At 48.0% G+C, this 20,687-nt stretch carries 17 protein-coding genes; 9 read left to right on the top strand and 8 right to left on the bottom strand.

Annotated features, from left to right (window positions below; genetic code table 11):
• Positions 1 to 30 precede the first annotated feature (30 nt).
• Both BWK47_RS05395 and BWK47_RS05390 read left to right on the top strand, forming a co-directional pair.
• Positions 31 to 480 carry a hypothetical protein gene (locus BWK47_RS05395; protein WP_237269840.1) on the top strand — a complete coding sequence of 150 codons (450 nt, stop codon included), beginning with the start codon at positions 31 to 33 and terminating at the stop codon, positions 478 to 480.
• 296 nt (positions 481 to 776) lie between these two features.
• The gene (locus BWK47_RS05390; RefSeq protein ID WP_237269838.1) at positions 777 to 2,294 is read left to right on the top strand and encodes a hypothetical protein; all 1,518 of its coding nucleotides are present in this window, start codon (positions 777 to 779) and stop codon (positions 2,292 to 2,294) included.
• 108 nt (positions 2,295 to 2,402) lie between these two features.
• On the opposite strand, the gene BWK47_RS05385 is transcribed toward BWK47_RS05390, so the two are convergent.
• The 3 genes from BWK47_RS05385 to BWK47_RS05375 all read right to left on the bottom strand — a co-directional run bounded on the left by BWK47_RS05385 (position 2,403) and on the right by BWK47_RS05375 (position 6,784).
• Positions 2,403 to 3,284 carry a phosphatidate cytidylyltransferase gene (locus BWK47_RS05385; RefSeq protein ID WP_010872218.1) on the bottom strand — a complete coding sequence of 294 codons (882 nt, stop codon included), beginning with the start codon at positions 3,282 to 3,284 and terminating at the stop codon, positions 2,403 to 2,405.
• Between the two features lie 133 nt (positions 3,285 to 3,417).
• Positions 3,418 to 4,011 carry a precorrin-6Y C5,15-methyltransferase subunit CbiT gene (gene cbiT, locus BWK47_RS05380; RefSeq protein WP_010872217.1) on the bottom strand — a complete coding sequence of 198 codons (594 nt, stop codon included), beginning with the start codon at positions 4,009 to 4,011 and terminating at the stop codon, positions 3,418 to 3,420.
• A 241-nt stretch (positions 4,012 to 4,252) separates the two neighbouring features.
• A complete protein-coding gene (locus BWK47_RS05375; protein ID WP_162327860.1) occupies positions 4,253 to 6,784 on the bottom strand; it encodes a glycogen/starch/alpha-glucan phosphorylase in 2,532 nt (843 codons plus the stop codon).
• A gap of 513 nt (positions 6,785 to 7,297) precedes the next feature.
• Here BWK47_RS05375 and phaP point away from each other — a divergent pair.
• The 5 genes from phaP (at position 7,298) to BWK47_RS05350 (ending at position 13,395) form a co-directional block, all read left to right on the top strand.
• Positions 7,298 to 7,567 carry a phasin PhaP gene (gene phaP / locus BWK47_RS05370; protein ID WP_162327859.1) on the top strand — a complete coding sequence of 90 codons (270 nt, stop codon included), beginning with the start codon at positions 7,298 to 7,300 and terminating at the stop codon, positions 7,565 to 7,567.
• A gap of 347 nt (positions 7,568 to 7,914) precedes the next feature.
• Positions 7,915 to 9,498, top strand: coding sequence for an ABC transporter permease subunit (locus BWK47_RS05365; protein WP_237269837.1), 1,584 nt, complete (start codon positions 7,915 to 7,917; stop codon positions 9,496 to 9,498).
• 154 nt (positions 9,499 to 9,652) lie between these two features.
• Positions 9,653 to 11,341, top strand: coding sequence for an iron uptake porin (locus tag BWK47_RS05360; RefSeq protein WP_162327857.1), 1,689 nt, complete (start codon positions 9,653 to 9,655; stop codon positions 11,339 to 11,341).
• A 55-nt stretch (positions 11,342 to 11,396) separates the two neighbouring features.
• Positions 11,397 to 11,639: a hypothetical protein gene (locus BWK47_RS05355; RefSeq protein ID WP_162327856.1), complete on the top strand. Its 243-nt coding sequence runs from the start codon at positions 11,397 to 11,399 to the stop codon at positions 11,637 to 11,639.
• 319 nt (positions 11,640 to 11,958) lie between these two features.
• On the top strand, positions 11,959 to 13,395 hold the full coding sequence (locus tag BWK47_RS05350; protein ID WP_162327855.1) for an SEFIR domain-containing protein: 1,437 nt from the start codon (positions 11,959 to 11,961) through the stop codon (positions 13,393 to 13,395).
• Between the two features lie 109 nt (positions 13,396 to 13,504).
• Here the strand turns inward: BWK47_RS05350 and lspA are convergent, their stop codons facing one another.
• From lspA to pap, 4 genes are all read right to left on the bottom strand, one after another.
• On the bottom strand, positions 13,505 to 13,990 hold the full coding sequence (gene lspA, locus BWK47_RS05345) for a signal peptidase II (RefSeq protein ID WP_010872210.1): 486 nt from the start codon (positions 13,988 to 13,990) through the stop codon (positions 13,505 to 13,507).
• Complete coding sequence (locus BWK47_RS05340) at positions 13,990 to 14,643, bottom strand: biotin transporter BioY (RefSeq protein WP_162327854.1); 654 nt, start codon at positions 14,641 to 14,643, stop codon at positions 13,990 to 13,992. Before BWK47_RS05340 ends, lspA begins: the two co-directional genes overlap by 1 nt.
• Positions 14,627 to 15,715, bottom strand: coding sequence for a biotin synthase BioB (gene bioB / locus BWK47_RS05335; protein ID WP_162327853.1), 1,089 nt, complete (start codon positions 15,713 to 15,715; stop codon positions 14,627 to 14,629). Before bioB ends, BWK47_RS05340 begins: the two co-directional genes overlap by 17 nt.
• A gap of 74 nt (positions 15,716 to 15,789) precedes the next feature.
• A complete protein-coding gene (pap, locus tag BWK47_RS05330) occupies positions 15,790 to 17,292 on the bottom strand; it encodes a polyphosphate:AMP phosphotransferase (protein WP_162327852.1) in 1,503 nt (500 codons plus the stop codon).
• Positions 17,293 to 17,412: 120 nt separating this feature from the next.
• On the opposite strand from pap, the gene BWK47_RS05325 reads away from it, so the two are divergent.
• Positions 17,413 to 17,928, top strand: a complete 516-nt coding sequence (locus BWK47_RS05325) for a TIGR02652 family protein (protein ID WP_010872206.1) — start codon at positions 17,413 to 17,415, stop codon at positions 17,926 to 17,928.
• Between the two features lie 238 nt (positions 17,929 to 18,166).
• Here the strand turns inward: BWK47_RS05325 and BWK47_RS05320 are convergent, their stop codons facing one another.
• Entirely contained in the window at positions 18,167 to 18,568 is a 402-nt protein-coding gene (locus BWK47_RS05320) for a DUF1824 family protein (RefSeq protein ID WP_162327851.1), read from the bottom strand.
• Between the two features lie 187 nt (positions 18,569 to 18,755).
• On the opposite strand from BWK47_RS05320, the gene pyk reads away from it, so the two are divergent.
• Positions 18,756 to 20,531 (top strand): pyruvate kinase, encoded by a 1,776-nt coding sequence (gene pyk / locus BWK47_RS05315; protein WP_162327850.1) that lies wholly within the window; start codon positions 18,756 to 18,758, stop codon positions 20,529 to 20,531.
• The last annotated feature ends 156 nt before the right edge of the window (positions 20,532 to 20,687 follow it).

The following is a 20,687-nucleotide window of genomic DNA, read 5'->3' as shown; positions in this document are numbered from 1 at the left end:
TCCATAAATTGTGTTAGGAGAATTAGTCCCATGTGTGTTGGTTGCTTTGTTGTTTCCGCTTTTACCCTGTTTATTCCCCCCACCGAGGCTCCTGTCCCCAATGGTTTGAGCTTTGATGGGGCTCCGCTCACCATGGAACAGACCCAGGTAATGGCCAATCCTGTGGCCGAGCAAGCAGAACTGGAACAATTGCAAGTGGCGATCGCCGAGATGGTGGCCTCTTTTCCAGATAACGCCGAAGGACAGATGTTGAAAAATAAGTTTGGTGAACTGGAACGGCAACTCCAAGCCACCGATGATTTAGCTGAAGCTAACAATATTTTGGATGAGGGCTTTGAGGAAATTAAACAAAAAATCCTCGATTCTCCCCATGCCGACAGTTTAATCAGCCTAATGTACGAAATTCGGGAAGCGCAATTTGAACGACTCCAGGTTTTTGCCCCAACGATCCCTGGCACCAAAAATGGCTGGTTGAGCTAACCCCATTTGATTAGCTAATTTTTAGCCTTCTTTCCCCTGGCGATCGCCTTTGGCCCTGCCTTTTCAGGCTATAGAAGTGGTCTGGGTCACCCAATAGTTGTGATCTAGATCACAGAGGGCCACGGCCTGGGTCTCTACAATGGTCAATGGGCAGTATGCCTAATCTGCTTGTTTGGGGCCACGCAAAGGACATAGTTTTCTATGGTTAGTCCAGGTTTGACGCCTCTGCCAAAGTCCCTCCACCTGCTGGTTGCTTTTAAGTGAACACTGACCTTTGTAGGGATAGAAGGGTAATTATGAAACCTCGTTTTGTCTTAAATTTTCTCACCGCCTGTAGGAAAAAAGATTCCGCTGGTTTTGCCCTGCCCCTAGTGATTATGGGTGGGTTGGTTATTACCGTGGCCGCGGCGGCGATCGTAATGAAGGGCATGAATGATCAAAATCAGGTCACAGCCCAAGCAGCTAAATCTACTGCTGACCAAGCGGCTGAAGCTGGATTAACTCAGGTTCAGGCCTTTCTTCTCAAGAATCCTGTTTTAGCTAAGAAACACTTTTCCCAATGGGGAAGCACAGCTAGTGGCTCTTTTGTTCCCAATGATGCATTTCTAACCGAAGCGGCAGCAGAACTTCAGGGAGCGAGTTGTAATTATAAAAATATGACAGTGGATGCAGTAAAAGCTGCTTTGGCAACTGAAATAACAGCTTTTTATGATCAGACTATGTCTGCTCCCAAAGCCCTGCCTAACCCGTCAGGTAATGGGGCCAAAGCTCCTAAATTTCAGATGGTGGATTATCGATTTGACGCCAGCCAACAAAAAGGAGTGGTTCACGTTCGAGGTCTAGCTGGTGAGGATAATAGTCCTAATCAAGCAAAAACCAATTTGGTTGCAAGTTTCCCCATAACGGACGGCAGTGCCCCATTTACTGGAGTTGTGCCTGGTTTATGGGTTAAAGGAACTATCACAGCAGGGCAAAATGTCAACAACCCCGGTTCTGTGAATGCTCAGGTCATATACGAATGTGACAAGCCAATCTTTACTACAAGCGCCGGCAATGGTCAAAATTCTGGCTATACCGAGTATGTTTCTGGTTCTCAGCGGATTGCTCTACCAAATTCAATGGATCCCCCGGGAGCCAGTCCCATTCCGATGCCCGATCCACCTACTTCTGCTCCCGCCGGAGTTACACCTGCTTCTTTGCCGACGGTTACAGGCAATCTCACTCTACCCCGTTCCGGCACAGACACGACAAGTTCTTCAAACTATAATTCTGCCAACCAAACTTATTACTACACAATAAATTCAACCTCAGGAAAGTCCGTATCTGGAAATGGAGTTAATCTTCAATTCACCCCCGGTCAGAAAGTGGTTTTGTTCCTCACAGGAAATGTGGATATTGGTGGTAACTCCCAAATTGTCCATGATTGCTCTGGGGTATCTGGCTGTGACGCAACTGATGTCCAGATAATTGGTCCAATAGCTAATGCTAGTGGAACCTTTAGCACCGGTGGAAATTCTGCTGTCTGTAGTATCTTTTTCTGGGGACCAACTTACACCCTTAACTTGAGTGGTGGTGGCAATGCTGGCAACTGTTCATCAGGGGCAAACCAGAACGGAATTTATTGGGCAAAAAGTTGGACTGGTGGAGGTCAGGGTTCCCACAACGCATTGCACCAAACTGGAACGACTTGGGAAGTGATTAATCCGATTGCCAATTTCAAGGTTAAAAATCGTCTTGGCGCAAATTCTGACTGGAAGACCATCGATGAGCAAGGCGCTCAGTCTTTGATGTCTAGTATTCAGGTTCCTAACTAAAAGTTCAGTTTTATCCTTGTTTTTGTTTGAGCATAAAAGAGCGTATTCCAGATTAGGGAGTGGGAATTTTTGCAAACTGATTTGCCCCTCAGTCAGAAGAGTTTCCGGTCACAAATTATTCAACACAGGCAACAGTAAAACGACAAAGTAATAGACCAGGGGAGCGGTAAAAACGTAGCTGTCGGTGCGGTCTAAAATTCCTCCGTGGCCAGGAATTAATTGCCCAGAATCCTTAACTCCCGCATCCCGTTTCATCATTGATTCCGTCAAGTCCCCCAGCAGGCTAACTATGCCAATTAATAGGCCCAGTAAAGCGCCGGTAATTTCCCAGTAGGGCCATTGCAAATACCAAGCTCCCAATACCCCCACCAGCAAACTGCCTCCTACTCCCCAGAGGGAACCTTCCACGGTTTTTTTCGGGCTAATGTCCGACAGACGGGTACGTCCTAACCATTTCCCCATAATGTAAGCGCCAATGTCCGCCGCCCAGATGCAAGCAAAGGCAAGGATAGTGACCAGTAAGCCCGTGGGAAAATTTTCCGGATGGGCCCAGGACTCCGGCCAAAAACCATTCAGGGGCAAGTGCAAACCCATGGGGTTAACGGCTCCATCCCCCAACCGCAGTCGCACCCAATAGCTGGGCAAATAGCCGCCATAAAACAGGCCCAGTAACGAAGTGGAAATGTCGGCAATGGTGGCCATTTTGGGTTGAAACAGCAGATAAAAGCAAATTAATGCCCCGGTTAAAGGAAAAAATGCATCAGTTAAATGGGGGGTAACCGTGGCCGACAGCAGCAACATTAATGACAGCACCATGGTGGTCTTGGCCGCTGGGGCAATGCCCTTGGCCCGCACCATTTGAAAATATTCCCGTAGGCCTAAATAAATTACTAAGGCGATCGCCGCGCTAAAGTACCAGCCCCCCAAAATTAGTAGGGAAAACGCCAAGGCAATACCGATGACTGCACTAATAATTCGCTGGGTGGGCATGGTAAAGTTAAAAAAGACCAAAAATAAGGAAAATTGTCAACTTCGTACTAAAAAGTTACTCTTTGTTAACCTTTTCTTAGTTTTTATTTTAGAACAGAAGCAAACCCCTAGGCCTTCCCTTGCATTTCCCCGACTAAGACAACTTTTCTCCCGCCAAAATAAAAGTAGGGTCCACCGCTGCAAAAATCTGTTGTAAACCCCGTTTTTCTAGACGATTTACCCCCGCTTGCACCACCTCCACGTTGCGGACCTGGAGTTCCGACAGGGTTTCAGAAATGCCATAGAGACTTTCCAAATTATTCGCTGTTGCCACTAAACGACCTCCGGGAGCTAAATGGGCCCAGGTTTCCTGCAAAATTTGCTTAATGGGACGCCCTCCCTCAATACAAATATGGGTGGGGTGGGCAATTAACTGCGGTAAGCAATCCGGAGCACTGCCCTCATGGACAGTCACATTAGTTACCCCAAACCGTTCGCAGTTACGGCGAATTAAACCCGCCACCTCCTCATCCCTTTCCACCGCCACAATACGACTGCGGGGACACAGTAGGGCTAGTTCCACCGGAATGGTGCCAGTGCCAGCCCCAATATCCCAAATGATGGATTCCTCCTTCAATTGCAAAGCGGAAATAATCAGCAGGCGTACCTCCCTTTTGCTGAGGGGAATGCCCGGTAATCGTTCAAACAGACCATCTGTAATTCCTGGGGTCTTATAGGGCCAGAGCATGAACTTAGTTTCTCCGCTGACAGTTAAGCCACCATTGTCCCCCCATTTTTCCGCAGGGGTAAATGATGGCCGATACAATCCTAGTGACATCCTAGGCAAAAAGTGTTAACCAGATTTGGGATTTTCTGTTCCTAGAGCCGACTCAATCCCCCAATCCACCAGAGTTCCATATTAGTGGCAAATTTTGAGGTAGATATCCCCCCAACTTTAGAATCAGGGGGCAGTCAAACCCGATCTGGGACTATAAATCGGCGTATTCGGGATGGTATTCATCCAGGGAAATTTTCACCGGGGGCACATCCCAAATTTCCTTGCAGTATTCCCGAATGGTGCGATCGGAGGAGAATTTACCCATGCGGGCCGAGTTGAGAATGGACATTTTTGTCCACCGGTCTTGGTCGGCGTAGGCTTTGCTGACCTCATCCTGACAGTCCACATAGGCTTGGTAGTCCGCCAGTAGCATATAGGGATCGTGGTGCAGAAGGGACTCCACAATGGGATGGAACAAATTCGGGTTACCGGGGGAGAAGTAGCCGTGGGCAATGCGGTCAATCACAGCCTTTAGATCAAAGTTATTGTCATAGTAGGTGTGGGGATGGTAACCGTTTTCTTTCATGGCATATACCTGTTCAGCGGTAAGGCCAAAGAGGAAAAAGTTTTCTGGCCCTGCCTCTTCCCGAATTTCGATATTAGCCCCATCTAGGGTTCCAATGGTGAGGGCACCGTTCATGGCGAATTTCATGTTTCCTGTACCGGAGGCTTCCTTGCCTGCGGTGGAAATTTGCTCCGACAAGTCGGCGGCGGGATAAATCCTTTGCCCCAAGGAAACGTTGAAGTTAGAGACAAAGACAACTTTGAGCCTTCCCCGCACATCGGGATCGTTGTTGACCACTTCCCCCACAGCATTGATCAATTTGATAATTAATTTGGCCATGAAATAACCCGGAGCGGCCTTACCCCCAAAAATGAAGGTACGGGGCACAATTTCCGTATGGGGATTTTGTTTGATGCGGTTATATAGGTGAATAATTTCTAGGGCCGCTAGGTGTTGGCGCTTATATTCATGAATCCGTTTTACCTGCACATCAAACAGGGAGTTAACGTCAATCTGAACATTGCGATACTTGAGCAGATAGGCCGCTAAGTTACGCTTGTTATTTTGCTTAATTTCTCGCCAGCGACGACAAAATTCCGGATCGTCAACAAATTTTTCAATTTGTCGCATTTCATCCAGGTTCTTCAGCCAACCATCGCCAATTTTTTCTGTTACCAACGCAGATAGTTCGGGATTACTGAGCAAAATCCAGCGGCGGGGGGTAACGCCATTGGTTTTGTTAAAGAACTTCTGGGGCCAGAGCTTGGCAAAGTCCCGCAGGGTATCTTTTTTCAGCAGTTCGGTGTGGAGGGCGGCTACTCCATTGATGGCGTGGCTACCCACACAGGCCAGGTTGGCCATGCGAATTTTTTTGCCATGGTTTTCTTCAATCAAAGAAAGGCTTTCCACCAGAGCTTCGTCGTTGGGGAACCAGGTTTGCAACCCCGTTAGGAAGCGGTGGTTAATCTCGTAAATAATTTCCAAATGACGGGGCAATAGTTTGGCAAACAAATCCACTGACCAGCGCTCTAGGGCTTCCGGCATGAGGGTGTGATTGGTGTAGGCAAAGGTTTTTTGGGTGATGTCCCAGGCCTTATCCCAGTCGTAGTCATAACGGTCCACAAACAGGCGCATCAATTCGGCGATCGCCACGGCGGGGTGGGTATCGTTCAACTGAATGGCGGTGAGTTCGTAGAAAGTATCGAGATTAGCGTGGGTGCGGAGATGAATCCGAATTAGATCCTGCAGGGAAGCAGAAACAAAGAAATATTGTTGGGCTAGGCGCAATTCTCGGCCAGCGGGGGTATTGTCGTTGGGATAAAGAACCTTGGAAATGGTTTCCGCATCCATCTTTTCCGCTACTGCCCGGTCGTACAGACCAGAATTGAAAGCTTCAAAGTTAAATTCTTCACTAGCTTCTGCCTTCCAGAGTCGGAGGGGATTGACCGTATTGGTTTGATAACCAGGTACCGGAGTGTCGTAGGGAATGGCCAGAATAGTCCTTTCGGGAATCCAGACCACCTTGGGTTGATTTTTTTCGTTATGGATGATCTCCGTGTGGCCCCCTAGCTTTACTTCCACCGACTCATCAGCCCGGGGAATTTCCCAAGGATTACCAAACCGTAACCAGTTGTCGGGCACTTCCACCTGCCAACCGTCCTGAATACGCTGGTGAAAAATGCCAAACTCGTAGCGGATGCCGTAGCCGATCGCCGGCACTTCTAGGGAAGCAAGGGAATCGAGGAAACAGGCCGCTAGACGGCCTAAGCCGCCATTGCCCAAGCCGGGGTCTGGTTCCTGCTCAATAATTTCGTTTAAGTCCAGGTCAAATTCTTTCATTACCTGGTCGATTTTGTCGTACAACCCCAGGTTGATCAGGTTATTGCCCAAGTGCCGTCCCATCAGGAATTCCGCCGACAGGTAACAGACCACCTTCACTTTTTCCTGTTTATAGGTGGCGACAGTCTTTATGAAACGATGTAATAGGCGATCGCGGATGGTATAGGCCAGGGCAACATAGTAGTCGTAGAGGGTTGCCTGGGAACGATCAATCCCCTGTAGATAAAAAAGGTTATCCAAAAAGGCCCGCTTCAAAGTGGCCACACTCATGCCGGTGCGGTCATCTTCAATTGTGATAGTGGGTTGAGGGGAAGTGTTTAGGGTAGATTGATCAATCATTGATTGTTCCTGATGAAAAAGTCGGGGTGACATCACCCAGGCTAGCCGACGCTAGCTCAAAGTACAGAAGCCCGATCGCCCTCTATAACCACCATTAGTTACTCCGGCAATCCAGGCTCACAACAGCGATGCTAACTTTAGAGTAGTGTAAGGTCTCTGCCAAGACTCTACACCTACCCCATCGGGCATTGTTAGGGACAGTTGACACAGTGACAGAAAACTAATCTGCCCTTTGCCATCAATTTCTAATCACCGTAGTGAACAAATTGTCCATGATAACCATTGGCGATCGCCGCTTCTGATTCTAAGCTCAGCTTTTAGGGTTGACTAGTGAAAAGAAGGGGGCAAAAGATGTCAGACTTTGGTGATATTCCCCCGGACTTTTCCCTGGGGAGGCCAAGGCCAATCACTATAATGGAGACGTGCGATACCGATATTCATTGGAAGTGGTCTGCACCGCCCTGCTTCCCCTTAAACCCTTGAACGTTTAGGGATATTAGCGGTTTTAGCCCTATGAACACCCAGTTTTTTGAAGAATACCAAACCCAGTTACTGGACTGGCAAAAGAAATTTTTTAGCACTTGGATGGAAAGCCTGCCCAAAGGCACCGCTGAAATTAAATTGACCGATACCTTTGAAACCAGTTTGAAATTACAAGAGGAAATGGTCAAAAGCTACCTGGAAGCCCAGGAAAAATCGGCCACAATGATGATCGATGCCCAAAAACAATTTTGGGACAACTATTTTCAAGCCCTGCGGCAAGAGCCCGTACCGGCTAACTAGACTGATTTAAGCCTATTAACCAACGGTGATTAATCCTTTGATTAGACCCAATTGATCGTACCGATCGCCTTCGTTGCAGGCTTCATAGACTCAAGATTATGCGTTTCCCCCGGAGAGTTTTAGGACTCTGTGGGGGTTTGTTTTTGTCTTAAAATTGCCTCAATTTGCCTTCCCACACTGCCCAACCTAGAAAAACTGTATTCTGCAATGCTGTTTTAGTCTGCTTTTGCGAGAATACTGACCAAGATTATGAAAAGTTTATTAAGTTTGTTGATGGTCTCCGCCGCAATAATCCCCCTTGGGGGACAATGCCAAGGAACTACTGCCAACGATGAGGAGTGAAGGGCATGGTTAAACTGGGCCATTGGGGCAAAACCTGGCGTTATTATCTGTTGCTGGCCTTGGGAGTACTGTTGGCGATCGCCATACCGTTATTACCGGCGTTTTCCCAGGTTTCCCGCCAAACCATCATTGTGGCCACGGAACCCACCTTTCCTCCTTTTGAAATGACCGATGAAGCCACGGGGCAATTAACCGGTTTTGATGTGGATTTGATTCAGGCGATCGGGGAGGCGGCCCAGGTCACCGTTGATATTCAAGGCTATCCCTTCGACGGCATTATCCCCGCCTTGCAATCCAATACGGTGGGGGCGGCCATTAGTGCCATTACCATTACCCCAGAACGGGCCCAGTCGGTCTCCTTTTCCAGTCCCTATTTCAAATCGGTGCTGGCGATCGCCGTGCAGGATGGCAACGACACCATCAAAAACCTGAAGGATTTGGAGGGGAAAAGATTAGCGGTGGCGATCGGTACCACTGGGGCGATGGTAGCGACTAACGTACCTGGGGCTAAAGTTACCAACTTTGATTCCATTACCTCTGCTCTCCAGGAATTGGTCAACGGGAACGCCGATGCAGTGATCAATGACCGCCCAGTATTGCTCTACGCCATCAAAGACGCAGGTTTGAGAAACGTCAAAATTAGTGCCGATGTTGGCAGTGAAGATTATTACGGCATTGCCATGCCCCTGGCTCCTCCTGGGGAAATTAATCAAACTAGGGAAGTGCTCAACCAAGGTTTATTCCAAATTATTGAAAATGGCACCTATAACGCCATCTATGAAAAATGGTTTGGCGAAAAAAATCCCCCCTTTCTCCCCCTAGTAGCCCCTTCCCTGGTGGGTAAAGTGGGCACGGCCCAGAGCCTGACCGAACGCAGTCAAGCTAACCCCAACGATAACTTTCTCATCACCCTGTTCCGCAATCTCTTTAAAGGTTCCATACTCACCGTTCTCCTCACCGCCTTTTCCGTTTTCTTTGGTTTAATCGGTGGCACCGGAGTGGCGATCGCCTTGATTTCCGATATTAAGCCTCTACAACTGATATTTCGCATCTACGTGGAGTTTTTCCGCGGTACTCCCATGTTGGTGCAACTATTCATCATCTACTTCGGTTTGCCGGCGCTGTTCAAGGAAATTGGCTTGGGCATCACCATTGACCGGTTCCCGGCGGCCATTATTGCCCTCAGTTTGAATGTGGCCGCTTATCTAGCAGAAATTATTCGAGGTGGTATCCAATCCATTGACCAAGGCCAGTGGGAGGCCTGTGAATCCCTTGGTATGTCACCTTGGCAGACTATGAAGGAAGTAATTTTTCCCCAAGCTTTTCGCCGTATTTTGCCGCCCCTGGGTAACGAATTTATCACCCTAATTAAAGACACCAGTTTAACCGCCGTGATTGGCTTCCAGGAACTATTCCGGGAAGGGCAGTTAATTGTGGCCACCACCTATCGAGCATTTGAAGTGTACATTGCCGTCGCCCTGGTGTACTTACTCCTCACCACCATTTCTTCCTTCATCTTCAAATGGCTAGAAAATTACATGGACCCCATTGGCCGGGCCAAGAAAAAAGCTAAAGCAGCGACGGCTTAGTTTGGTTTCTCCAGGCAGTTGATAAGTTTCTCCAGCAATCAAGTCAGTTTGCTAACCCCTTTGTTAGTTAATCTGTAACTGATCAATCTCCCCACCATCTATTTTTTATTTGCATATGGCGTCTGACTTTTTCGCTAACTAAATCACTTAAAAAATGAACTTCACTAAACAGTTTGCTTGCCTATCTTCCCTGGGGATTACCATATTAGCCACGGCCATTTTGGGGGGAGGAAATGCGGAGCCCATCCTAGCCCAATCCTTGGATAATCCGTCTACCCAGAGTAATTTCCCCCAACGGCGGCGCTTGGGAAGTACTTTCTCTGTCAACGACAATGCCCAAACCTCCGTTAGTAGCTTGCAAGCTACCATAGGGCAAGTAACCAGTGTTGATCAGTTGCGGGATGTGCAGCCCACTGCCTGGGCCTATGAAGCGTTAAAAAGTTTGGTGGAACGCTATGGCTGTATTGTCGGTTATCCCGACCAAACCTTCCGAGGCGATAGGGCATTGAGTCGTTGGGAGTTTGCCGCAGGCTTAAATGCTTGCATGAATGTGATGGAGCGTTTAATCCAAGAGAATGTGGCAGTCTTGCGGGAAGACATTGATAAACTCAAGCTTTTGGCTCAACAATTTGAACAGGAATTACAGGCCTATAACACCCGCATTGGTAACCTAGAAACTCGCATTGCTTACCTCGAAGACCGCCAGTTTTCCGTCACCACTAAGTTAACGGGAGATTCCATTTGGGTTTTATCTGGCGTTGGCGGTAGTGAACAGGCCGATGGCCCACCGGATCAACCTGTGCAAAATGGGCAAGTTACGGTCAATTTCCGTCAACGGATTAATTTTAATACTAGTTTTTCTGGGGAAGATAATCTCCTAATTCGTCTACAATCAGCCAACTTTTTCCTGGCTCGGGGGGGCAGTAATTTGACTGATTTTAACTTTGCCGCCACGGAAGAACAGGGCAATGTCAACATCAATAAAATGCAGTACAGTTTCCCGGTCGGCGATCGGGCCCGCATCTGGCTAGCCGGTAATCGCATCACCATGGACGACATCATGGACCCCCTCGCTCCCTACACCAATTCCTTTACCGATGGAGCAGTGTCTTTCTTCGGGGCGATCGCCCCCATTTATTTACCCAACGACAATTCCGGCCCTGGAGCGGGATTTTCCTACAGTTTCACCGATGACCTGAGTTTGGGCGGTTTTTATTCCGCCGGTAAGGGTTTTTCCCCCAATCAAAGTGAAGGACTATTTAACGGTCAGTTTGGGGTAGGGGCCCAGTTGAATTATGTCCCCGCCGCCAACACTGGAGTGGCTTTTTCTTACCTCCATAACTACATTCCCCAGGGGCAATACGATAGTTTTTCCGCTTTGGGTTACACCGGCTTGGCCAACACTGATAATCCGTTTGATGACGCCGCCAGTAGCACCAATCATTATGCCGTTATTTGGACTTGGCAGTTGGCCGACTGGTTTAGTTTGGAAGGTTGGGGTATGTACAGTGATGCGACGGCCAAAAGTGGCGATCGCCAGAGGGACACAGCAGATATCTGGAACTGGAAAGTTAGCTTAGCTTTTCCCGATTTGGGTAAGGAAGGTAATGTGGGCGTGGTATCGGTGGGTCAGCCCCCCTACGCTTCCTTTATCAGCAATAACAATAATGTGCCTGATATTACCCCTGCCACCACCGATGCTCCTTGGTTTGTGGAAACTTTTTATCTCTACCAATTCAACGATAATATTTCCCTCACCCCAGCCTTTTGGATTGGCATTAATCCCGCCAATGGCCGAGATCCCCTCTGGGTAGCTGCTTTGAGGACTAGCTTTAAGTTTTAAGAGCTAAGAGCCTATCAGTTACGATGGAAAGTATCTATTTTCTCAAAATCTACCTATGCTGAGAGAAAATCTAAAAGAAAAATTAGACGAACTGAATGATGAGCAAGTTGAAAAAATTGCTGATTTCATGGCTTTCATTGAGTTTCAGTCTAAACAAGTTGCATCGTCTCTTCCATTTTGGCAAAAAGCAACGCCATCCGACAGGGCTAGAGAATTTCGTGAATGGGTTTCGCAACTCGCTAAAGGTAGCCCAAGTTTAACCGACGAAGCCTTTAATCGCGACAGTATTTACGAATAATGACGCGATATTTGCTTGATACCAATGTCGTTATGCGATTATGCTTGCAAATGAAATTACACATATTTTGACCTTCAATCCAAGGGATTTTATTGGTATATCAGGCATTACAATTATTCATCCACAGGATTTGAACCCACTTGAAGCTGATAAGTCATAGCATTGCCGATCACTGTTGGGAAAGTTATGTGGATATTTTTTATCCTCATTTCATTTGGGAACGATGTGCGACGACCTCTTGCGAGCGCAATCCATGAAAACAATGCAAAAAAACTTCGGTATAATCCTTGGTGATGCTGATTTAAGGAATTTGCAGTAAATGGAAAATCCAAAATTATTTATATCTTATAGTTGGTCAAATTCTACTCATGAAGAGTGGGTGCTCAATTTAGCCAACGATCTAGCCGAATCTGGCGTTCATGTGATTCTCGATAAATGGGATTTAAAAGAAGGTCATGATTCAGTAGCTTTTATGGAAAAAATGGTTACAGATCCTGAAATATCAAAGGTAGCAATTATTTGCGATGAGGTTTACGCATCCAAGGCAGATGGTCGATCTGGGGGAGTTGGTACGGAAACACAAATTATTTCGCGTGAAGTTTACGAAAACCAGGGGCAAGATAAGTTTGTAGCAATAATTTCCAAAAAAGATGAGACAGGAAAAGCTTACTTGCCTACATACTACAAGTCACGTATATACATTGATCTAAGTGAAGCTGATAACTACAGTGACAATTTTGAAAAATTATTACGCTGGATATATGACAAGCCGCTATACAAAAGGCCTGAAATAGGGAAGCGTCCGTCGTTTTTAGATGAGTCAGATGGAATAACGCTAGGAACAACAGTAGCTTATAAAAGAGTTATATCTGCTGTTAAAGAAAATAAACCCTATGCTTCTGGTGCGCTCGAAGAATATTTATCGACATTTGTAAGTAATCTTGAAAAATTTAGGATTACAGAGAAAAATGGTGAATTTGATGATCAAGTTATTGATAGCATAGATAAATTTCTTCCCTACAAAAATGAAGTGATAACCTTGTTTATTACGCTTGCTCAATACGCACCAACCGAAAACAATATTTTAAAAATTCATCGATTCTTTGAGTCTTTAATTCCATATATGAATCGGCCTCAAAATATTAATAGTTGGAGTGATTACGATTTTGATAATTTCAAATTCATAATTCATGAGCTATTCCTTTATTTTGTTGCCATTCTGGCTAAATACGAAAGATTTTTCGAGTTAAACTCTTTATTAAAGGAGCAGTATTATGTGGCAGGCAAATCAGATTATGGCAGGGATGCGATGGTCGATTACAAAGTTTTTCGGGCGTATTTGCAATCATTGGACCGCAGAAATAATAGGCTCAAACTAAATCGAGTATCTTTGCATGCTGATTTACTTAAGCAAAGAAGTGAGCATTCAGGGATTGAATTTAGGTATCTAATGCAAGCTGATTTCATACTATTTATGAGAACTGAAATTCAACAAGCGGATTTTTATCGTCGATGGTTTCCACACACATTATTATATGTTGGTAACTTCCATAGCGCATTTGAGATTTTTGCTAGGGCTTCTTCAAAATGCTACTTTGACAAAATGAAGTGTATTTTAGGAATTGAACAACCTTCGGATTTAGATGAGCTTATGGAAATATATAAAACAAATAAAGAACGAGTACCCAAGTGGCAATTCGAATCATTAAATCCATCTATCTTAATTGGTTACGAACTACTAGGCACAAGACAATAACAAATAATGAACGTGGATAAACTAGGAGCACAGTTAGTAATTTTTGGATGAGCAACACGTTCAAACTTCGCTCTTTAACTTCACTCCGCTTTATGATCGCCTTTAAATTTTAATCTACTTTGCGGGAGGAAACTGGGAAAAAACTGGCCCAGAGTAGGGCGGCAATGCCAATGTTAATGGAAACATCGGCCAGGTTGAAAATGGGGAAATTAATCAGGCGAAAATCCAAAAAGTCGATTACATGACCGAATAAAAAACGGTCAATGCCATTGCCCACCGCCCCCGCCAGAATGCAACCGTAACCCAACTGTTCTAACTTGCGGAGGGGAACTTTGCCGGCAAAGATAATTAGGCCGACGCTTACTGCGAGGGAAAGCCATTTTAACCAGCCAGCCCCGCCTCGAAAAGCACTGAACGCTGCCCCGGTATTGAGCACATAGGTGAAATGGAACACTCCAGACCACAACGGCCAAGTGGTGCCCACGGGGTCCATGGCCTGACTCACCCAAAGTTTACTGAGCTGATCCAGGATAATGCCGGCGATCGCCACTTGCCAGAAGAGGGGGTTTTTAGCGAGGGAAAAAGACCGGGCCATCAATAAAACAGGATTCTCCGCAAAAAGTAGGCCAGCACAGCAGTCAGACAGACCAGAATAATCTGGCCGGGCAATGCCATGAGGGAAAAAGTCAGCAAAGCTTGGGGCAGGTCTGCCAGGGGCAGAATGGGGGGATTACCCAGTTTCAACACAGCCATCATGCCTAGATAAACTATACCCGCACCGTGGATGACTCCCAAACCGGCTAGGCAACCTAGGGCCAGGGTTTCAATTTTGGTTTGGGAACGGTAGGCTAACCAACCACAGACCCAAGCTCCCGGAATGAAACCTAATAGGTAGCCAAAGGTGGGCTGTTGCCAGTAGTCCCAGCCGCCGCCATGGGCAAAAATTGGCAACCAAGCTAGGCCCAGCATAATGTAACCTAACTGGGCGATCGCCCCGGCCCTAGCCCCTCCCAAACAGGCAGTGAGCAATACGGCCCCCACCTGGTAGGTTGTGCCCAGGGGATTGGAATAAATGCCATCCTCCCACCATTGCCAAGGGGGATTGGTGGCAAATACTTGCACGAACGTACAAAAAACAGTCAACAGCAGTCCGGCGATCGCCAACAGGACTTCTGCCAGCAGGGAAGGCTTGGGGAGTTCAATCTCCTCCGTCACAAGGTCCAGGTCAGATTCAGGATTGGTATTCACCGGGGATAGGGGCCTCTCCCCCTTCGAGGCCAAGGGATGCCAATAATTTTTGATCCTGTTCGGGAGGCTGGCCCAGGGTAGTTAAATAATGGCCCACTAGCATAGCGTTAATGCCCGCTTTTAGCCCTAAATCCTGTAATTCTCCCATCACCGCTTCCCGGCCCCCAGCATAGCGAATAATTTGTTGGGGCAAAATAAACCGGAAAATGGCGATCGCCTTGAGGGCATCGTAGGGATTTAACTTTTGTTGTTCCCCCAAAGGAGTACCGGGGCGGGGATTGAGTAGATTCAGGGGCACGGATTCCACTTCCAGTTCCCGCAGAGCCAACGCCAAATCAATCCGATCCTCCCAGCTTTCTCCCATACCCAAAATGCCGCCGGTGCAAGCTTGAATGCCGGCCGCTTTGAGATTTTTGACTGTATCTACCCGGTCTTGCCAGGTGTGGGTAGTGACAACTTTGTCGTAATAGTTAGCAGATGCTTCCAGATTATGGTTATAACGAGTCACCCCAGCTTCCCTCAACTGTTGGGCCTGTTCCGGGGTCACTTCCCCCAACGCACAGCAGGGTTTGATGTTGGTTTCCTGGATAATTTGCCGCACTGTGGCCAGGATCTGCTCAAATTCTCGATCCTTGGGGCTATGGTATTTGGGGCCCCGACCCTGACTAACTAAGCAAAAGCGTTTAGCTCCCGCCGCCGCTGCCGCCCTGGCCTGTTCTAAAATTTCCGCTTCCGTTTTCAGACCGTAAATGGGGGAATCGGGGTCGGGATGGTGACTAGATTGGGAGCAAAAGCCGCAGTTTTCCGAGCAGTTACCAGATTTAACATTGATGATGCTACACAGATCCACCACATTGCCACAGCAGGCTTCCCGAATATTATTGGCCGCTTCACAGAGCAACAGAATATTCTCTTCTCCCTCGATCGCCGCCAACTGTAATGCTTCTTCCCTGGTTAGGCGATCGCCGTCAATAATGCGCTGACTGAGACCTGTTAACCAGGCTTGCAGAGTCCCCTGGCGATCGGCCGGGGAATTGGTGGGGGAAGGGGGACGGGAAGATGCTAGAACCACGGCAATATGGGGTTAGGGGTCTGGATCAAATTAAAGGGCATTTTATCACGGTGGGCAGAGGTGCCAGGAGGAGGTCAGTCCTTGCCCCGGCGTTTGAGTTCCATTTTTACCGCATCTACCACCGTTTGAATCACTTGCACCCGAGCGAAATATTTATCGTTGGCAGGCACCACTGTCCAGGGAGCGGCGGGGGTGTTGGTGCGGGCAATCATCTGGTTCACTGCAACGTCATAGAGAGGCCATTTCTCTCGATTGCGCCAGTCTTCATCGGTGAGTTTATATTGCTTGAAGGGATTATTTTGTCGTTCTTCAAACCGGGCCAATTGCTCTTCAGGGCTGATATGGAGGAAAAATTTCACCACCACATAGCCTTCCGCTGTCAATTCCGCCTCCAACTCATTGATTTCCCGGTAAGCCCGTAACCATTCCTTTTCCCTCGCAAAACCTTCTACTCTTTCCACCATCACCCGACCGTACCAACTTCGGTCAAAAATACTAATTTTCCCTCCAGGGGGAATACGACGCCAAAAACGCCAGAGGTAATGGAATTGGGCTTCTTCCTCCGTGGGGGCGGCAAAGGTGTTGACCTGGTAACTGCGGGGGTCCAGGGTGTCGGTTAAACGCTTGATCGCTCCCCCCTTTCCGGCGGCATCCCAACCTTCAAACAGGGCAATTACTGGCACTTTTTCTTGGTAAATCTTCGCCTGTAGTTTACGCAATTCAATTTGGCTATCCCGCAACCGTTGCCGGTAGTCATCCTTACTCAGCTGCACACTCAAATCCACTTTGGCCAGGAAGTTAGGCTCAGTGGGGAGCAATTCCTTTTGGGGAGGGATTGGTTCAATTTTGGCGTTGGCCTTGGCCCGTTTTTGGTCTAGGGCTTGGACGATTACCGCCACCAGTTGGGAAAGTACTTTTACCCTGGACCACCGTTCACAATCCCCTTCCACCAGAGTCCAGGGACCATAGCCAGTGCTGGTGTAGGTGAGCATCTCCTCTACCAGGCTGGAGTATTCCTGGTAGCGTTTTTCCTGTTGCCAATCTTCTGGCCGCACCCGCCACATTTCTAGCTCATCAGCTTCGTATTTTTTCAGACGTTTTTTCAATTCTTTTTGACTAATATGTACCCAAAATTTGGCGATCGCCGCTCCGTCTTCCACTAACTGACGCTCAAAAGCGTTGATATCCCGCATTACTAAGGGAGCCTGGACGGCAGGAATACGACCAAATAACCGCTCCTCTAGACAATTGGTGTACCAACTATGATAGAAAAAGCCTAAACTCCCCTTGGGGGGAAGCTTTTGCCAAAAACGCCAAAGAAAGGGATACATCCTCTCCTGTTCATTGGCCGCAAAGATGGGATTAACGGAAAATCCCCTCGGGTCCATATAGTTAACAATTTTCTTCAGCAATGTACCCTTACCGGCGGCGGCCCAACCTTCCAAAACAATAATCACTGGAATTTTTTCTTCCCAACAGGACTGTTGTAGACTCCGCAACTGTTGCATTAAATCTTCCAACTGTTCCTTGTAACTCTGTTTGTCCAGGTTGAGGGAAAGGTCAAGGGCGTCTAACATAGGCGATCGCCGGGGGAGAAAAATGATGGTCAGCCTCAGTTTAAGCCAGAAACCCAGGAAAAGATCCCTTGGTTATAATGTGGGGGCCTCTGCTTTAACCGCCCATTTCAACGGTTTTCCATGCAAAATCTCGGTTTACAGTATCCCCTTTTCGGCCCAGAAATCCAGTGCCCCCACTGTCGGCAAACTATTCCGGCCTTGACCCTGACGGACACTTACCTTTGTAATCGCCATGGAGCCTTTGAAGTTAACCCCGACACAGAGGATTTAGTCCATTTGCAATCGGGTCGCCACTGGCGGCTATGGCAGGGGGAATGGTACCGGCAACACACCCACCCCGACGGTATCCGCTTTGAAATTCACGAAGCCTTGGACCGGCTCTACACGGAAGGTTACCGGGCCACCAAGGTCATCATCGCCCACCGTTACTACGATCTAGTCAGCGTTTATCTGCAACGGCAAGGTAGCTGGCGCAATCCCGAAGATAAGGATAGTCCTCTGCCTCGTCTTTACGGTTTACCAGTGGAATTCAGTGCCCCAGGTACAGCGGACGATTGTTGGCAGGTAATTAACTTTGATCTGGAAAAGGAAAAGGGTATTCCCAAGCGCTATCCCTATTTCCGTTTATTTGATTAGAGCTTCCCTCCCCAGCGAGAAAAGTGAGGAACAGTTTCAACAATGACGGGCAAGTAGACTCAGTAACTCACCTTTAGAGCGTGTTTCAAAAGCCCCCCTGGCCCCCAAGTTTGGGGGTAAGTTAAGTAAAATTCCCCCAGTATTGCCGGAGCTTTAGTGAGGAAATTTAGGGAGCAAAATAAAACTTTTCAAACAAATTCTTGGGGATGGGAGTGTTGCCAGGGTTCCTAAATCCAACTTAACCGGCAAACAAATCCAGCGGAAAATAACCGTAGGTTCCCGCTAAGGTGTCATCCTCCGCCTGGCAGGAAATCAATACTCCCCGATAATCCCCGTCATAACTGTCGAGATAAAAGCGCAGGGATTGGCTCTGGCATTTCAGATACACTGGCCCTTCAATGGTTTTACCTGGTTCCATGGCGATCGCCTCTCCGTAATCCAACCCCCTTAGATATTGCCCCAAAGCATTTTCTGCACTGGCTTGGTCGTCAGCACAAATGCCAAAATTTTCCGCTTCACTCTGGCCACAAATCCAGAGAATGGCTTGGCGTAAATCTTCCCTTTCCTGGTCATTCTGGGGAATACGGATTTCCAAACGACTGTAATCCTTTAACAACGTCAACTGAGCGGAAGCATTCATAGCAAACCCATCAAACTGTGCAGACTATTGGGAAAAATTGCCCACAGCCCAGCCTACCATCGTTGGCCCTGTAAGCCGATGCAACTGAAACGGCGATCGTGGCGGATAATGGGGATATTTCGCTAACACCGCTTAAAAGCAGACGGCCTTAACTATTATATTTAACTGCCCCTAATTTCAGCCCATTATGCAAACGTCTCCCCTTCCCCGTCGTACCAAAATCGTCGCTACCATTGGTCCCGCGACCCAAAGCAAGGAAGTGCTGAGACAACTGATCCAAGCCGGTGCCACCACTTTCCGCCTCAATTTTTCCCACGGAGACCACGCTTACCACCAACAAAGTATCCGTTTAATTCGCCAGATTGCCTTTGAACTGAACCAACCAGTGGGAATTCTCCAGGATTTACAGGGACCCAAAATTCGAGTGGGCAAATTTCTCAATGATGCTGGCTCTGTGCAACTGAAAAACGGCGATCCCTATACCCTCACCAGTCGCCCGGTGGAATGTACGGAAACCATTAGTTCCATTAGCTACGAATATTTGGCCGATGAAGTCCCCGCTGGGGCAAGGATTTTGCTCGACGACGGCAAACTGGAAATGTTGGTGGAGGAAGTGGATACTGTCGCCAGGGATCTCCACTGTCGGGTAATTGTGGGGGGAACCCTTTCCAGCAACAAAGGAGTTAACTTTCCCGGGGTCTGCCTTTCCGTTAAGGCCATGACGGACAAAGATAAGGAAGATTTGATGTTTGGGCTGGACCAAGGGGTGGACTGGGTGGCCCTGAGTTTTGTCCGTAATCCCCAGGATATTGATGAGATTAAGGGGTTAATTGCGGCGGCAGGGAAATCCGTGCCGGTAATCGCCAAAATTGAGAAGCACGAAGCGATTAAAGATATGCAGGCGGTGCTGGAAAAATGTGACGGTGTCATGGTGGCCCGGGGGGACTTGGGGGTAGAACTACCCGCAGAAGATGTACCTATTTTGCAAAAGAAACTCATTGCCACTGCTAACCGGTTGGGCATTCCTGTCATTACTGCTACCCAAATGTTGGACAGTATGGTCAACAGCCCCCGACCTACTAGGGCTGAAGTTTCCGACGTGGCCAATGCCATCCTCGATGGTACCGATGCGGTGATGCTCTCCAACGAAACGGCGATCGGTAAATTTCCCGTGGAAGCAGTGGCTATTATGGCCAAAATTGCGGAGCGCATTGAACAGGAAGATATCAATCCTTCCCAAGCGGAAGCCAGTCGCACTTCTATTCCCAATGCTATTTCCAGCGCCGTTAGCCAGATTGCGGAAACCCTCAACGCGGCGGCTATTATGTCTTTGACTAAGACCGGATCCACCGCCCGCCATGTGTCAAAGTTCCGCCCCAAAACCCCCATTCTGGCCGTTACGCCCCATGTGGATGTGTCCCGTCAGTTGCAGTTGGTGTGGGGAGTTAAGCCCCTGTTGGTATTAGATTTACCTTCCACCAGCCAAACGTTCCAAGCCGCCATTAACGTGGCCCAGGAAAACCATTTTCTCCGGGATGGAGATTTGGTGGTGATGACCGCCGGGACATTGCAGGGAGTGGCCGGTTCGACGGATTTAATCAAAGTGGAAGTGGTCAAGGCCATTCTTGGTCGGGGTGTGGGTATTGGCCAAGGAGCTGTAAGTGGCCGGGCCAGGGTTGCCAGTCGTCCCCAGGCGATCGCCCAATTTACCCAGGGAGAAATTTTAGTAGTTCCCTCTACCAACGCTGATTGTGTGGACATGATGCGACGGGCGGCGGGCATTATCACCGAAGAAGAAAGCCTGACTAGCCATGCGGCCATTATTGGTTTGCGGCTGGGGGTGCCGGTCATTGTGGGTTTTAAAGGCGCTACCCAAAAGATTCGAGATGGAGCCATTGTCACCATCGATGCCCAAAAAGGACTGATTTATTCCGGTGCATTGCCCCCGGTGTCCAAAGGATAGGGAATAATTAGGGACCCAGTAACAGGGCGAGAATGGGAAGCATCATCCCAATGGAGTTCCCATTCCCCACCCCCTGGAACAGTAACATTTTGGTAGAATCAACGGGGTTCTTTCCCCGACGTAATTTAGTCCTTTGCAGAAAAAATCTTCCCTTAA

The sequence above is a fragment of the Synechocystis sp. CACIAM 05 genome (genome assembly GCF_010222815.1).
In the GTDB taxonomy this organism is placed as follows: Bacteria; Cyanobacteriota; Cyanobacteriia; order Cyanobacteriales; family Microcystaceae; genus Synechocystis.
This window is presented reverse-complemented; position numbering and strand designations above follow the sequence as displayed.